At 73.5% G+C, this 13,819-nt stretch carries 11 protein-coding genes; 8 read left to right on the forward strand and 3 right to left on the reverse strand.

Annotated elements, in window-relative coordinates:
• Positions 1 to 311: 311 nt before the first annotated feature.
• Positions 312 to 3,197 (reverse strand): SulP family inorganic anion transporter, encoded by a 2,886-nt coding sequence (locus ACSLTV_RS06095; protein ID WP_435611750.1) that lies wholly within the window; start codon positions 3,195 to 3,197, stop codon positions 312 to 314.
• A 293-nt stretch (positions 3,198 to 3,490) separates the two neighbouring features.
• On the opposite strand from ACSLTV_RS06095, the gene ACSLTV_RS06100 reads away from it, so the two are divergent.
• The gene (locus ACSLTV_RS06100) at positions 3,491 to 4,861 is read left to right on the forward strand and encodes a polysaccharide deacetylase family protein (protein ID WP_432135130.1); all 1,371 of its coding nucleotides are present in this window, start codon (positions 3,491 to 3,493) and stop codon (positions 4,859 to 4,861) included.
• Between the two features lie 240 nt (positions 4,862 to 5,101).
• Here ACSLTV_RS06100 and ACSLTV_RS06105 read toward each other — a convergent pair whose 3' ends face one another.
• The gene (locus ACSLTV_RS06105) at positions 5,102 to 6,082 is read right to left on the reverse strand and encodes an ATP-binding protein (protein WP_435611751.1); all 981 of its coding nucleotides are present in this window, start codon (positions 6,080 to 6,082) and stop codon (positions 5,102 to 5,104) included.
• Between the two features lie 101 nt (positions 6,083 to 6,183).
• Between ACSLTV_RS06105 and ACSLTV_RS06110 the strand changes: the two genes are divergently transcribed.
• Positions 6,184 to 7,008, forward strand: a complete 825-nt coding sequence (locus ACSLTV_RS06110) for an oxidoreductase (RefSeq protein WP_432155949.1) — start codon at positions 6,184 to 6,186, stop codon at positions 7,006 to 7,008.
• Positions 7,009 to 7,365: 357 nt separating this feature from the next.
• Here the strand turns inward: ACSLTV_RS06110 and ACSLTV_RS06115 are convergent, their stop codons facing one another.
• Positions 7,366 to 8,217, reverse strand: coding sequence for an HAD family hydrolase (locus ACSLTV_RS06115; RefSeq protein WP_432135133.1), 852 nt, complete (start codon positions 8,215 to 8,217; stop codon positions 7,366 to 7,368).
• Between the two features lie 591 nt (positions 8,218 to 8,808).
• Between ACSLTV_RS06115 and ssd the strand changes: the two genes are divergently transcribed.
• From ssd to ACSLTV_RS06145, 6 genes are all read left to right on the forward strand, one after another.
• Positions 8,809 to 9,912, forward strand: coding sequence for a septum site-determining protein Ssd (ssd, locus tag ACSLTV_RS06120; protein WP_432135134.1), 1,104 nt, complete (start codon positions 8,809 to 8,811; stop codon positions 9,910 to 9,912).
• On the forward strand, positions 9,909 to 11,087 hold the full coding sequence (locus ACSLTV_RS06125) for a TadA family conjugal transfer-associated ATPase (RefSeq protein ID WP_432155951.1): 1,179 nt from the start codon (positions 9,909 to 9,911) through the stop codon (positions 11,085 to 11,087). The genes ssd and ACSLTV_RS06125 overlap by 4 nt, the downstream gene beginning before the upstream one ends.
• 49 nt (positions 11,088 to 11,136) lie before the next feature.
• Complete coding sequence (locus tag ACSLTV_RS06130) at positions 11,137 to 12,009, forward strand: type II secretion system F family protein (RefSeq protein WP_432135179.1); 873 nt, start codon at positions 11,137 to 11,139, stop codon at positions 12,007 to 12,009.
• 29 nt (positions 12,010 to 12,038) lie between these two features.
• Positions 12,039 to 12,833, forward strand: a complete 795-nt coding sequence (locus tag ACSLTV_RS06135; protein WP_435611752.1) for a type II secretion system F family protein — start codon at positions 12,039 to 12,041, stop codon at positions 12,831 to 12,833.
• A gap of 116 nt (positions 12,834 to 12,949) precedes the next feature.
• Complete coding sequence (locus ACSLTV_RS06140; RefSeq protein ID WP_432155954.1) at positions 12,950 to 13,177, forward strand: DUF4244 domain-containing protein; 228 nt, start codon at positions 12,950 to 12,952, stop codon at positions 13,175 to 13,177.
• Positions 13,164 to 13,553, forward strand: coding sequence for a TadE family type IV pilus minor pilin (locus ACSLTV_RS06145; protein WP_435611753.1), 390 nt, complete (start codon positions 13,164 to 13,166; stop codon positions 13,551 to 13,553). The genes ACSLTV_RS06140 and ACSLTV_RS06145 overlap by 14 nt, the downstream gene beginning before the upstream one ends.
• The last annotated feature ends 266 nt before the right edge of the window (positions 13,554 to 13,819 follow it).

Raw genomic sequence — 13,819 nt, forward strand, 5'->3', positions numbered from 1 at the left:
TTGTGTCCCCGGCCACAGCTCATCAGACCCGAGGGGCCGCTGACAAGGGTCGTCGGCCGATTGGTTTAGACCTGTGAGTTCTGTGGATCGGCTGGTCATGCGTCATCCGTACCCACGGATGACGCCCGGGTGAAGTTCACCAGGGCCCCGTGATGGGCGGGGCGCGGCTCGCGGAGGGAGCGAGCCGCGCCGGTGAGGACGCCGGAGGGGCGGGAGGACGGCGGGGGAAGGACGCCCGCCGGAGGGGAGGGCCGGACTGGAGGTCCGGACTGGAAGGGAGGTGCGGAAAAGGGGCGGGGCTGCCGGGTGGGTCAGGCGGAGAGGTCCGCCGCGTGGACGTGGTGGAAGACGCCGCCCGGGCGCGCCTCGTCCTCGCGGGCCTCGGTGAGCAGATAGGCCTGTGCCTCTCCCACGTGGAAGTACATACCGTGCAGCTCCAGCGCACCGCCGCGCAGCGCGCGGGCCACCGACTCGTGGGCGCGCAGGTGCTCCAGCTGCTGCACCACGTTGGTCAGGCACAGCTGCTCGACCGCGTCCGCAGGGGCCCGCCCGGCCAGCCGCGCCCAGGGCCGGCCCTCGTCGGCCATCCGCTCCAGGCTCGGCGCCCCGTGACGCAGCCACCGCTTCAGCGGCGTCTGCTTCCTGCCGGGCTCCGCATCGAGCAGCGCCTGCATGGCGCCGCACCCGGAGTGCCCGCACACCGTGATGGAGCGCACCCGCAGGACGTCCACCGCGTACTCGATCGCCGCCGCCACCGAGTCGTCCCCGCTCTCCTCGCCGGGCAGGGGCACGAGGTTGCCCACGTTGCGCACCACGAACAGGTCACCCGGTCCGCTGGACGTGATCATCGAGGTGACGACACGGGAGTCGGCACAGGTGAGGAAGAGCTGCGCCGGCTGCTGCCCCTCCCGCGCGAGCCGCGCGAGTTCGCCCCGGACCAGGGGGGCGGTGTGACGCTGGAAGGTGCTGATGCCGCGCACCAGTTGGTGACTTCCAGGGGTGGGGGCGTGAGGGTGAGCGGGGGTGGCGGCGGGTGGTTCCTGGCCGGGCTCGGCAGGGCCCGCGGGGTCGGGGACCGGGTTCGCCGGGGTGCCGGAGGTGCTGCCGTTCCCTGCCGTCGGGGCGTGGGCGCCAAGGCGGTGGGCGTCCGGGGTGTGGCGGTCTGGGGCGTGGGAGTTCGCTGTGTGGCGGTCCGTGGGGTGGCCGTCCGCGGTGTGGCCAGCGTGGGGGGCGACGGTGGCGATGTCCGTCGGGTGGACGTCCGTCCGCCCGCTGTCCACGGTGGTCGTGCACTCGGCGCCGTCGGTGTTCGGGCGCGCCGCGCTCGGGAGGGGTGCGGCTGGGGGTGCCGCGTTCGGGCGGGCCGCGTTCGAGTTCGCCGCGGCCGGGTGTACCGAGGCCGGCTCGGGCGCCGGTGCCGTGAGCAGCGGGGCGCACTGGTGGTTGCGCCACGGCGTCCAGGGGCCGCAGTGGCAGCCGGCGCCGGTGCCGGGGTGGCCGCCGAGGTCGGCCGAGGCGTCGGTGGTGGCGTCGAGGGGGTCGCCGGCGATCCGGACTCCGCCCCGACGGCCGGTGAGTTCGACGGTGCCGCCGTGCGCGGTGTGCGTCTTCTGCCAGTCCTGCAGCGTCTCGTACGCCGCGTGGTCCATGAACGAACCGTTCAACTCCACGACGACACGGGCGTCCTGGGGCACGAGGTGCAGGGCGCGGCTCAGGCGCGGAACCGCGAGGAACGTCAACTGGCCTCGCACATGGATGTGGTGAACTCCTTCCCGTTCGTCATGGGTGATGCGGGTGCGGGTGAGGCGGTGCAGGGCGGTGGCGACGGCCACGAGGACGCCGAGCAGGACACCCTGCAGGACGCCGAGGGACACCACGCCGAGGGTGGTGACGGCGTACACCAGCACCTCACGGTGGCGGGTCACCGTGCGGATGTGGTGCAGGGACACCATCTGGATGCCGACGGCCATCACCAGGGAGGCGAGCGCGGCGAGCGGGATGAGCTCCAGGACGGGGACCAGCAGCAGTGCGGCGATCACTACGAGAACGCCGTGCAGCATCGTGGAGTTCCGGCTCACGGCACCCGCGTGGACATTCGCGGTGCTGCGCACCGCCACGCCGGCGACGGGCAGTCCGCCCAGCGCGCCGGAGGCGATGTTGGCGGCGCCCTGACCGAGCAGTTCCCGGTTCAGGTCGGAGCGGATGACGCGGCCGGCCGCGGGCGGCCGGCCACCGGTGCCGGTCCGGCCGTCGGTGCCGGTGTGAACGGCCGTGGCCCTGGCGGCGCGGGCGGCGGTCAGCTTGTCGACCGCGACGGCGCCGAGCAGCGACTGCACGCTGCACACCAGGGTGGTGGTGAGTACCGCTGCCGCCAGCCCCAGCACGGGGCCCTCGGGCAGCCCGGCCAGGGCGTGGCTGCGCCAGGACGGCAGCTCCACCTTGGGCAGGACGAGACCGGCGAGCGCCGCGGCCATGGTGGCGCCGCTGACGGCGACGAGCGCGGCCGGCACCGTGCGCAGCAGGCGACCGGCCCGGCCGGGCAGCCGGGGCCAGAGCAGCAGCAGCGCCAAGGTGAGGGCGCTCACCGCCACGGCGGCGGGGTGCAGACCGGCTAGTTGGGCGGGCAGGGCCCGCACGTTGTCGAGGACGGAGCTCTGCGGGTTGCCGCCGAGGACGATGTGCAGCTGCGCGACGGCGATGGTGATGCCGATGCCGGCGAGCATGCCGTGCACGATGGCGGGGCTGACGGCGAGCGCCGTGCGGGCCACGCGCAGACAGCCGAGGCCGAGTTGGGCGAGCCCGGCGAGGACGGTGATGGCGCAGGTGGTCCGCCAGCCGTAGCGCTGGATGAGGTCGGCGGTGACGACGGTGAGTCCGGCGGCCGGACCGCTGACCTGAAGTGGGGAGCCGCCGAGCCGCCCGGCGACGAGGCCCCCCACGGCAGCGGCCACCAGCCCGGCCTGCAGAGGGGCGCCGGTGGCGAGGGCGATGCCCAGGGACAGCGGGAGGGCGATCAGGAAGACCGCGATCGAGGCGGACACGTCGGCGCCCGCGAGCCGGAAGCGGCGCGGGGCGGGAGGCGGGCTGTGGGGCGGGTGGACGTGCTCGGTTCCGGACGACCTGGACGACCCAGGTGAGCCGGAGGAACCGGACGGGTCGAACGGGTCGGATTCACGAGTGGGTGCGCAGGCGGACATGTTTCCCGTCTCCTCCGGGGCAGCGCGGTCGCGGAATGGGGGTCCCCCGTCGATGGCGGGGGCGGTCGCGGCCGTGGGTCACGGCGTCAAGCGGCGGGATGAATCAACGCTCGGTAAATGGATCGTAATGCAGAGTAAAGGGGAGACATGGATTTTCGGCGCAAATGGGGCAATTAATCACCCGGGTGGGTGACGTGCACTTTCGATCGGCTTGTCGTACTAGTTCCTTGTCGTCCTCATGCGACCTTGGCGGCGCTGTCGGCACCCGAGAGAAGGAAGAAGGTGGGGCGGACATGGCCGCCACCCGGAAGGTCGCCACTCGCAGGCTCGCCACCCGCAGGATCGCTCTTCGCGAGGCCGCCACCCGCAGGATCCCTCCCCGTGCGGCCGCCACCCGAAGGATCGCCGCGGGCACCGCGCTCGCCGCTGTCTGTGCCGCGTCACTCGCCGGTTGCGGGACGGGGGAACAGGCCGTCGGCAAGGGCATCCCGGGCGCGCAGAAGGAGAAGCCCGCCGCCCCGGCACCCAAGAGCGTGGTCCGCCTGATCGGTGACGGCTCCACCGCCTACACCGGGGCCCAGCCGCACCTGCCGCGCGCGGAAAGGATGAAGCCCGGGCAGAAGCCTCCGCAGTTCGTGATCTTCTCCTGGGACGGCGCCGGTGAGGACAGCCAGCAGTTGTTCTCCCACTTCCGCGAGGTCGCCAAGGCGAACAACGCGACCATGACGTACTTCCTCAGCGGCGTCTATCTCCTGCCCGAGGAGAAGCGCGACCTCTACAAGCCGCCGCAGCACTCACCCGGCCGCTCCGACATCGGCTTCAACGACCCCCAGGGCATCGCCGACACCGTCAAGCAGCTGCGCCTGGCCTGGCTGGAGGGCAATGAGATCGGCACCCACTTCAACGGGCACTTCTGCGGCAAGGGCGGCGGTGTCGGCGAGTGGACGGTCGAGGAGTGGAAGGACGAGATCGACCAGGCCAAGAAGTTCGTCAAGACCTGGAAGACCAACACCGGGATGACGAAGGCCGCCCCACTGCCCTTCGACTACGAGAAGGAGCTGATCGGCGCCCGCACTCCCTGCCTGGAGGGCCAGAAGAACTTCCGGAAGGCCGCCCGCGAGCTGGGCTTCCGCTACGACACCAGCGGCGTCAACAACCAGGTCTGGCCCGACCGCAAAGAGGGCCTGTGGGACCTGTCCATGCAGCTGGTGCCCTTCCCCGGCCACTCCTACGAGCAGCTCGCCATGGACTACAACTTCATGGTCAACCAGTCCGGCACCACCACGCAGGGCGACCCCGCCAAGCGCCAGTTCTGGGGCAACCAGATGCGCGACGGCCTGCTGGCCGGCTTCCACCGGGCCTACGACGGCAACCGTGCCCCGCTGATCATGGGCAACCACTTCGAGTCCTGGAACGGCGGCACTTACATGCGCGCCGTCGAGGAGGTCGTCCGGACGGTCTGCAACAAGCCCGACGTGCGCTGTGTGTCGTTCCGGCAGCTGGCCGACTGGTTGGACGCCCAGGACCCGAAGGTGCTCGCCAAGCTGCGCACCCTCAAGGTCGGTGAGGCTCCGAAGGAGGGCTGGGAGGCCTTCCTGGCGGCGCAGCCCGCCCCCGCCCCCAAGGGTGTGCCCGGGGCGCCGGGAGGCAAGTCCCGGGCATGAGGGCCGACTCGGGGCCGTGGAGGGCGGTCGTGCCGTGGTCGTAGCCACCGCGGCGCCGCGCCCCCGGGTGTGCCCCGGCTGCACGATGCCGCACCACCGCCGCCACACATGGGCCGACACCGTGCCGCGTCGGCGGACACCGTGCCACGTCGGCCGCCGAACTGATGCGTCAACCGACACCGTGCTGCGTTAGCCGCCGAACTGACGCGTCAGCGGCCGCCGCGCTGCGGCGGGTGACCGTCAGGCGGGGGCCGCGACGCCTTCGCACAGTACGAACGCCGGGTCGACCTGCGCGGCCAGGTCGGCTCCGGTGCGCTCGTTGCCCCAGGCGTGGGCGTTCTTGAGGTGGAAGTGGACCATCTGGCGGGTGTAACGCCCCCAGTCTCGCCGCTCGTAGGACGCCTCGACGGCCGAGTGCAGCCGGCGCAGAGCCGCGTGGTTGGTCTCCTCCAGCAGCTGGAACCGGGGCGGGCGGCCCTTCTCCACGGCGCGCACCCAGTCCGAGTGCCCGACGGTCACGAGCAGGTCGTCGCCGACCTCGGCGCGCAGGAAGTCGAGGTCGTCCGCCCCCTGGACCTTGTTACCGACGACCTTCAGCTCCACGCCGTAGTCCCGGGCGTACTCCTTGTACTGGCGATAGACGGAGACCCCCTTCCGGGTCGGCTCGGCGACGAGGAACGTCATGTCGAAGCGGGTGAACATGCCCGAGGCGAAGGAGTCCGAGCCCGCCGTCATGTCGACCACGATGTACTCGTCGCGCCCGTCCACCAGGTGGTTCAGGCACAGCTCCACCGCTCCGGTCTTGGAGTGGTAGCAGGAGACCCCCAGGTCGGCGTCGGTGAAGGGGCCGGTGACCATCAAACGCACGGCGCCGCCGTCGAGTTCCACCGGCCGGGCGCAGGCGTCGTAGACCGGATTGTTCTCCCTGACGTGCAGCAGCCGGGAGCCCTCGCCGGGCGGCGTCGTCTTGATCATCGTCCCGGCCGAGGCGATGCGCGGGTTGGAGCCGCGCAGGTAGTCCTTGATCAAGGGCAGCCGGTCGCCCATCGCGGGCAGGTCGGCGGCCTCCGCCTCGTCGAGGCCGAGCGCGACCCCCAGGTGCTGGTTGATGTCGGCGTCGACCGCGATCACGGGAGCGCCGGTGGCCGCGAGGTGGCGGATGAACAGGGAGGAGAGCGTGGTCTTGCCGCTGCCGCCCTTCCCGACGAAAGCAATTTTCATGTTCACCAAGAGTAGTGAACCGATCGCTCCACGTCGCGCACGCGCGTGAAGAAGACCACTCGATCGTGGGGCGCGGCCCCCGGGTGCGTACTGTCGTACCCATGAGTACGACAGGCTCGACCGCCGATCCGCTCGCGGCCCTGGGCTCGCTGCCCGGAGTGGCCGACTCCGTGGAGTCCGTCCGCAAGGCCGTGGACCGGGTCTACGGCCACCGCATCATGCGGCGCCGCAGTACCGAGATCACCGCCGAGGCTGCGCTGCGCGGCGCCCGCGGTTCGGCGGCGCTCTCCGGCGCCGACTGGGCCCTGGAGGAGGTACGGCGGCGCAGCGACTTCGGCGGCGACGACGAGGCGCGGGTGCTGGGTGCCGCCCTGCGGCTGGGCGCCGAGGCCGGTCAGCTGCTGTCCATCTGGCGCCAGTCGCCCCTGCGGGTGCTGGCCCGGCTCCACCTGGTGGCCGCCGCCGAGGGCGGCGACGAGGTGGGGCGCCCCCGGCAGGCGGGCGAGAGCGCGGACGAGCCGCTGATCGAGCTGCCCCTGCCCGGAGCGGCCGAGGTGGCCGGGCGGCTGGAGGGCCTGGCCGACCTGATCGTCGCGGGCAGTTCGGCGCCCGCCCTGGTGACCGCCGCCGTGGTGCACGGCGAACTGCTGGCTCTGCGCCCCTTCACCTCGCACAACGGCCTGGTCGCGCGCGCGGCCGAGCGGATCGTGCTGATCGGCAGCGGACTGGATCCCAAGGCCGTCTGCCCGGCCGAGGTGGGTCACGCCGAACTGGGCCGCGCGGCCTATCTGGCGGCCCTGGACGGCTATGTCTCCGGCACCCCGGAAGGTATGGGGGCCTGGATCTCCCACTGCGGCAAGGCGGTCGAGCTGGGGGCCCGCGAGTCGACGGCCGTGTGCGAGGCGCTGCAGCGCGGCGCCGCCTAGCGTGACCGGCGCGTCCTGGCGTACACCTCGGATCATGAAAAACGCCTCCCGGAAGGAGGGAGGCGTGAAATGCGGCGGTACGAGTGCTCGTACCGCCGCTGGCATGACCACCCGGTTACCAAGCGTCCTCGATGATGCCCATCAGGTCGGGGTCTTTGCCCGTCACCTGGTGCGGCTGGCCCGTAATCGACGGGTCGACGTCGCGTGGGTGCCCGGTGGTCACGCGCGGTCCGTGGGGCCAGAATGCGCTAAAGGTGATCCTCTCGGATGTCCTTCGGTCTCGCGGGCCGTTAGGTCCTTTGTACTCCAGGCCAGGGGTGAGCGAAAGTCCAGCCTGCGGTTCTTTTGCTCTCCCGCTCACGCGGGGGCCCATCGGGCGCGGCGACGGGTGGTGTACCAGACGATGCCCGCGGTGGCCGCCGCCGCTCCTATGGCGGCGGCCGCGACCAGGGCCGGGCGGGGCGGTACGGAGAAGTCGGGGACGCGCTGCTTGAGCCGTACGGGCCGGTGGAAGTCGAGAATCGGCCACCCGCGCGCGACGGCCTCGCGGCGCAGTGCGCGGTCCGGGTTCACCGCGTGCGGATGCCCCACCGACTCCAGCATGGGGATGTCGGTCGCGGAGTCGCTGTACGCGTAGCAGCGGGCGAGCTCGTAGCCCTCGGACTCCGCCAGCTGCCGGATCGCCTCCGCCTTGGTCGGACCGTAGGCGTAGTACTCCACCTCGCCGGTGTAGCAGCCGTCGTCACCGACGACCATCCGGGTGGCCACGACCCGGTCGGCGCCGAGCAGTGTGCCGATCGGCTCCACCACCTCGGCGCCCGAGGTCGACACGATCACGACGTCCCGGCCGGCGATGTGGTGCTCCTCGATGAGGGAGGCGGCCTCGTCGTAGATGATCGGGTCGATCAGGTCGTGAAGGGTCTCGGCGACGATTTCCTTCACCTGCTGGACGTTCCAGCCGCGCACCATCCCGGAGAGGTACTCGCGGGTACGCTCCATCTGGTCGTGGTCCATGCCGCCGAGCAGGAACACGAACTGGGCGTACGCGGTGCGCAAGGCGGCCCTGCGGTTGATCAGACCGCCTTGGTAGAAGGACTTGCTGAAGGTGAGCGTGCTCGACTTCGCAATGACCGTCTTGTCCAGGTCGAAGAAGGCGGCTGTGCGGGGCAGAGAGTGGTTTTCCACGCCTTGAGCATAGGGGCAGCCCATTCGGCGTAAGGTGGGCGCGTGGGTTTGCCTGAGAGGGCTCTCGGGTACACCATGGAAGTCACGGATCGTTCGCGACCGTGCTAACCCGGTCCGACTCCTCCCCCCCCGAGTCGGCCGTGGAGACGACCCCCGCTCTCCCCCCCGGCGGGGGTCGTCGCATGTCCGGGTGGGTTTTTCCCTTCTGTCCACGACTGTGCCCCCGCGTCGGGCGGCTGAGGTCGCCCCTTCCGCACACCCCTCGACTGTAACTTTGAGTAACCGTCGGACTGCTCTGCGGAAGTCGCACAGAGGTGGTGCATGACTCACCGGTATGGGTGACGGAGATATTCACAAGCCCTGACTCGTCCACAGATTTCGACCAAGATCCACAAGATTTTCGGCTTCGCTGCACGGTGATTCCAGCGCCTCCCGCTCGGGCCGAGTTCATGACCCGTTCCGTTTGCCGGATGCGCCCGGCCGGTTTCCGCCGGCCGTTCCTGACGACCGCTCATGTCGGCCGTTCATATGGAGGCCGCTTGTCGGTTCTCCACACGTTTGGGAATCGCGAGGCGGCGGAGACCGCGCGCCCCACAGCGAAGGGGGATGAAACCCGTGTCCGGAACCGTCACACACGACCCGCCGCCCGCCGGTCAGCAGCGCCAGGGCAGGCCGCTGATCATCACCGAGGACACCGAACTCCTCGACGACCTGCTCCGGCTGTGCGCCGCCGCGGGCGCCACCCCGGAGGTACGCCCCAGCCCGCCGGACGGCCGCGAGGGCTGGGACACCGCCCCGCTGGTCCTGGTCGGCGACGACGCCGCGCGGCGGGTGCGCGGGACCGCGCGCCGCCGCGGAGTGGTCCTGGTGGGGCGCGACCAGGACGACTCCGGGGTGTGGCGCCGAGCCGTCGAGATCGGTGCCGACCACGTCCTGGTGCTGCCCGACGGCGAGCAGTGGCTCGTCGACCGCCTCGCCGACGTCGCCGAGGGCGCCGGCCGGCCCGCACTCACCGTCGGCGTCATCGGCGGCCGCGGCGGCGCCGGCGCCTCCACGCTCGCGTGTGCCCTCGCCGTCACCTCCGCGCGGGAGGGGCTGCGCACCTTGCTGGTCGATGCCGATCCGCTCGGCGGCGGACTCGACGTACTCCTCGGCGGAGAGACCGCCGAGGGCCTGCGCTGGCCCGCGTTCGCCGCCTCCCGCGGCCGGGTCGGCGGCGGCGCGCTGGAGGAGTCGCTGCCCGAACTGCACTCGCTGCGGGTGCTCAGCTGGGACCGCGGCGACTGCGTCGCCGTACCGCCGCAGGCCGTTCGCGCCGTCCTCGCCGCGGCCCGCCGGCGCGGCGGCACGGTCGTCGTCGATCTGCCGCGCGGCCTCGACGCCGGGGTCACCGAGGTGCTCGGTCAGCTCGACCTCGCCCTGCTGGTGGTCCCCGCCGAGCTGCGGGCCGTGGCGGCGGCCGGACGGATCGCCGCCGCGGTGAGCATGGTCGTACGGGACCTGCGGGTGGCGGTTCGGGGACCGTACGCACCCGGGCTCGACGACCGTGAGGTGGCGCGACTGCTCGCCCTGCCTCTGGCCGGTGAGGTGCCGGTGGAGCCCGGCCTGGCGCGGCCCGACGACGGCAAGGCCCCGCCGGGCGCGGTGGCGCGGGGCCCGCTGGCCCGCTTCTGCCGGGGTTTCTGGGAGCGCGCACTGGTCGAGGCGGGCGGCGTATGAACGCGCTGATCGACGGCGTCGCCGGCCGGGCACTGCTGGACGGGGTACGTCAGCGGCTGGCTCAGAGCGGGGCCGAGCCGACCCCCGCGCGGGTGGCACAGGCGCTCCGGGAACAGGGCCGGGTCCTCGGCGACGCGGAGGTCCTCGGCGCCGCCGAGCGGCTGAGGTCCGAACTGGTCGGCAGCGGGCCGCTGGAGCCGCTGCTCGCCGACCCATCGGTGACCGACGTGCTGGTGTCGGCCCCCGACCGGGTCTGGGTCGACCGGGGCGGCGGCCTGGAGGCCACCGACGTCTCCTTCCCGGACGCGGCGGCCGTACGACGCCTCGCGCAGCGCCTGGCCGCCGTGGCCGGACGGCGACTGGACGACGCGCGCCCCTGGGCGGACGCACGACTGCCCGACGGCACGCGGCTGCACGCCGTCCTGCCTCCGGTCGCCGTCGGATGCACCTGTCTGTCCCTGCGGGTCGTACGTCCGCGTGCGTTCACCCTCGACGAACTCGTCGCCGCCGGGACGGTACCGCCCGGCGGGGACCGGATCCTGCGGGCCCTGCTGGAAGCCCGGGTGTCCTTCCTGGTCAGCGGCGGTACCGGGACCGGGAAGACAACGCTGCTGAGCGCGTTGCTGGGGCTGGCCGGGCCCGGGGAACGCATCGTGCTCGCGGAGGACTCGGCGGAGCTGCGCCCCGATCACCCCCACGTGGTGCGGCTGGAGACCCGGCCCGCCAACCAGGAGGGCGCGGGCCTGGTGACGTTGGAGGACCTGGTGCGCCAGGCGCTGCGGATGCGGCCCGACCGGCTGGTCGTGGGCGAGGTGCGCGGGCCCGAGGTGGTCCATCTGCTGGCCGCGCTCAACACCGGCCACGAGGGCGGCTGCGGCACCGTCCACGCCAACGCGGCGGCCGATGTGCCGGCCCGGCTGGAGGCGCTCGGAACGGCGGCCGGGCTCGACCGGGCCGCGCTGCACAGCCAGTTGGCGGCGGCGCTGTCGGTGGTGCTGCACCTGGTCCGGGACCGGGCGGGGCGGCGGCGCATCGCCGAGGTGCGGGTGCTGGAGCGGGACGCCGCCGGACTGGTGCGGACGGTGCCGGCACTGCGGTGGGGGGAGCGGGCCTTCGCGGAGGAAGCCGGGTGGGGGCGGCTGAGCGGGGTTCTGGGGCTGGACTGTCGCGGCTGAGGGTGCCGCGGGGCGGGTGACGCGAGGGCGGACGTGAAGGGAACTGAGGATGAGCGGGGCACCAGAGGTGGTGACGCCGATGTCGATGGGCGCGGCGGTGGCGTGTGCCGGAGCCGCCGTGTGGCTGCTGGGAGAGCGGGAGGCCGGTGCGCGTCGCGCCCGGGCGCTGCTGGCCGGGGGAGCGGAACTGGGCGTGGGGCCGCCGGTCTGGCGGGAGTGGTCGACGCGGGTCCGGCGGCGATGGCGGTCTGAGGGCTGGGCGTTGGTGGCCGGACTGGTCCTGGCGGTGCTGGGCGCCTCGGTGCTGCCGGTCGTCGTGGGAGTGGCCGGGGTGCCGTTGCTGCGGCGGGTGCGGCGGACCCGGGCGGCGCGGCGGGCCAGGGAAGAGCGTGGCGAGGCGGTGATCGCGCTGTGCGCGGCGCTCGCGGGGGAAGTGCGGTCGGGGCGGCAGCCCGGCGAGGCGCTGCTGCGGGCCGTCCGGGACTCCGGCGGACTGGGCCGCGCCCAGGCCGCCGTCCTGGCGGCGGCACGGTTCGGCGGGGACGTGCCCGGCGCGCTCGTGGCCGCGGCGCGGGAACCGGGGGCCGAGGGCCTGTCGGGACTCGCGGCGTGCTGGCGGGTGGCGGTGGACCAGGGCGCGGGGCTCGCGGACGGACTCGATCGTCTGGAAGGGGCGTTGCGCGCCGAGCGGGACCAGCGGGCGGACTTGCGCGCCCAGTTGGCGGGACCGCGCGCCACGGCGGTGATGCTGGCCGGCCTTCCGGTTCTGGGACTGCTGCTCGGTGCGGCGTTGGGGGCCGACCCGCTGCGGGTGCTGCTGCACACCGGGCCCGGGCTGGCCTGCCTGGCCGTCGGGTCGGCGCTGGAGGGGGTGGGGATGTGGTGGGCACTTCGGATCGTGCGGGGCGCGGAGACCGCGTGAGGGCACGAGGTACGGAACGGGAGGGTGCGATGAGCGGGGAGTTCGTCCACAGGCTGGGGGTGACGGTGGGGATCGCCTCCGCAGTGGGCCTGCCGTCCTGGTGGGTGTGGGCCGGGCGCAGGCGGCGGCGGGGACGGCAGCGGGCGGCGCGTTTGCTGGGGCGGCACGCGGACGTGCGGGTGGCCCGCCGCGAGGTCCGGGGCGCTGTGCGGCGGTGGCTGCCCGAGGCGGGTGTCGTGACGGTGGGGTGGGCGCTCGTCGGGGGCGTCGCCGGGGTCGTGGTCGGCGTGCTCGTCGCCGCCGGACTGTGGCGGTGGCGCCGGAGGCGGGAGGCGAGCGACGCCGTCCAGGCCGCGGCGGCCGAGGACCGGACTGCCGCCGCCCGACAACTCCCGCTCGCCGCAGACCTGCTGGCCGCCTGCGTCGCGGCGGGTGCGGCGCCGGTCGCGGCCGCGCGGGCCGTGGGGGAGGCGCTGGGCGGTCCCGTCGGGGAACTGCTGGCCCGGGGTGCGACCGAGGTGCGGCTCGGCGGTGAACCGGACGACGCCTGGCGGGGTTTGGCGTCGGTGCCGGGGGCCGAGGCGTTGGCCCGGCTGCTGGCACGGGCCGATGTGTCCGGGTTGCCCGCGGCCGGACCGGCGGCCCGGCTCGCGGCCGACGTCCGGGCGAGCTGGGTGCGCACGGCGACGGCACGCGCCCGGCGGGCGGCCGCCCTGGTCACCGCACCGGTGGGGCTGTGCTTCCTGCCCGCGTTCATCGCGGTCGGGGTGGCGCCGGTGGTGATCGGGCTGGCGGGCGGGGCGCTGGGAGGGGGCGGGCGGTGATGCGGTGATGCGGTGACGGTCAGGGCTCCAGCAGACGTGACCGCGCACATGACAGCAGGCGTAACAGCGGTACGGACCAGTGGAATCGGCAAGAGCGAAAACCTGAGGAGGTTGCGATGTACAAGACGGTATGCGGGGTGCGGGCGCGGATGCGTGCCCTGGTGCGCGCGGTGTGGGGACGGCCGGGGGCACGGAGGGACGCGGGGATGGTCACCTCCGAGTACGCGATGGGGATCGTCGCCGCGGTGGCGTTCGCGGTGCTGCTCTACAAGGTGGTGACCAGCCCGGCGATCGCCGAACTGCTGCAGGAGACGGTGAAGCGAGCGCTCAGTGCGGGCACGTGAGCTGGGGCGCGGTCGGCCGCGGCGGCGGGGCGGCTCGGACCAGGGGTTCGTGACGGCGGAGTCGGCGGTGGTGCTGCCGGTGCTGGTGGCGTTCGCCCTGGCCCTGGTGTGGGGACTGCTCATGGTCGCCGCCCAGATCCAGTGCGTGGATGCCGCCAGGACCGGCGCCCGGTCGGCGGCCCGACAGGATCCGCCCGACGCGGTGGTCCGGCTCGCTCGTGAAGCCGCGCCCCGGGGCGCGCGGGTGACGGTCCGACGTGAGGGAGATCGGGTGCGCGTGGTGGTCGTGGCCAAGCCCACCTCGCTGGGGGTGTTGCCGTTCGAGGTCAGGGAGGAGGCCGTGGTGGTGGTCGAGGGGTCGGAGGTGGGGCCGTGACGGGGGAGTGTGCGGGGGGCGATCCCAGGCACGGGGCGTCCTGGGGCGGGGCCGAACCCCGGCACGATCCGCCCCGGGCCGGGGCCGGGCTCAACCGGAGAGCCCCTCTCGTGGGGGCGGGGGGAACAAGGTGGGGGCCGGAACGGGGGGCGAGGCGCAGGCCGACCGCAGGGCGTGCGGGCGCGGCAGCCGACGTCTGTTCGTCCGGGGTGGGCGCGCGTGCTGCCCGGTGCGCTGGGGCGCGAGACCGCGGCGCTGGGACGAGC

The organism is Streptomyces sp. bgisy159, from assembly GCF_965341775.1.
GTDB lineage: Bacteria > Actinomycetota > Actinomycetes > Streptomycetales > Streptomycetaceae > Streptomyces.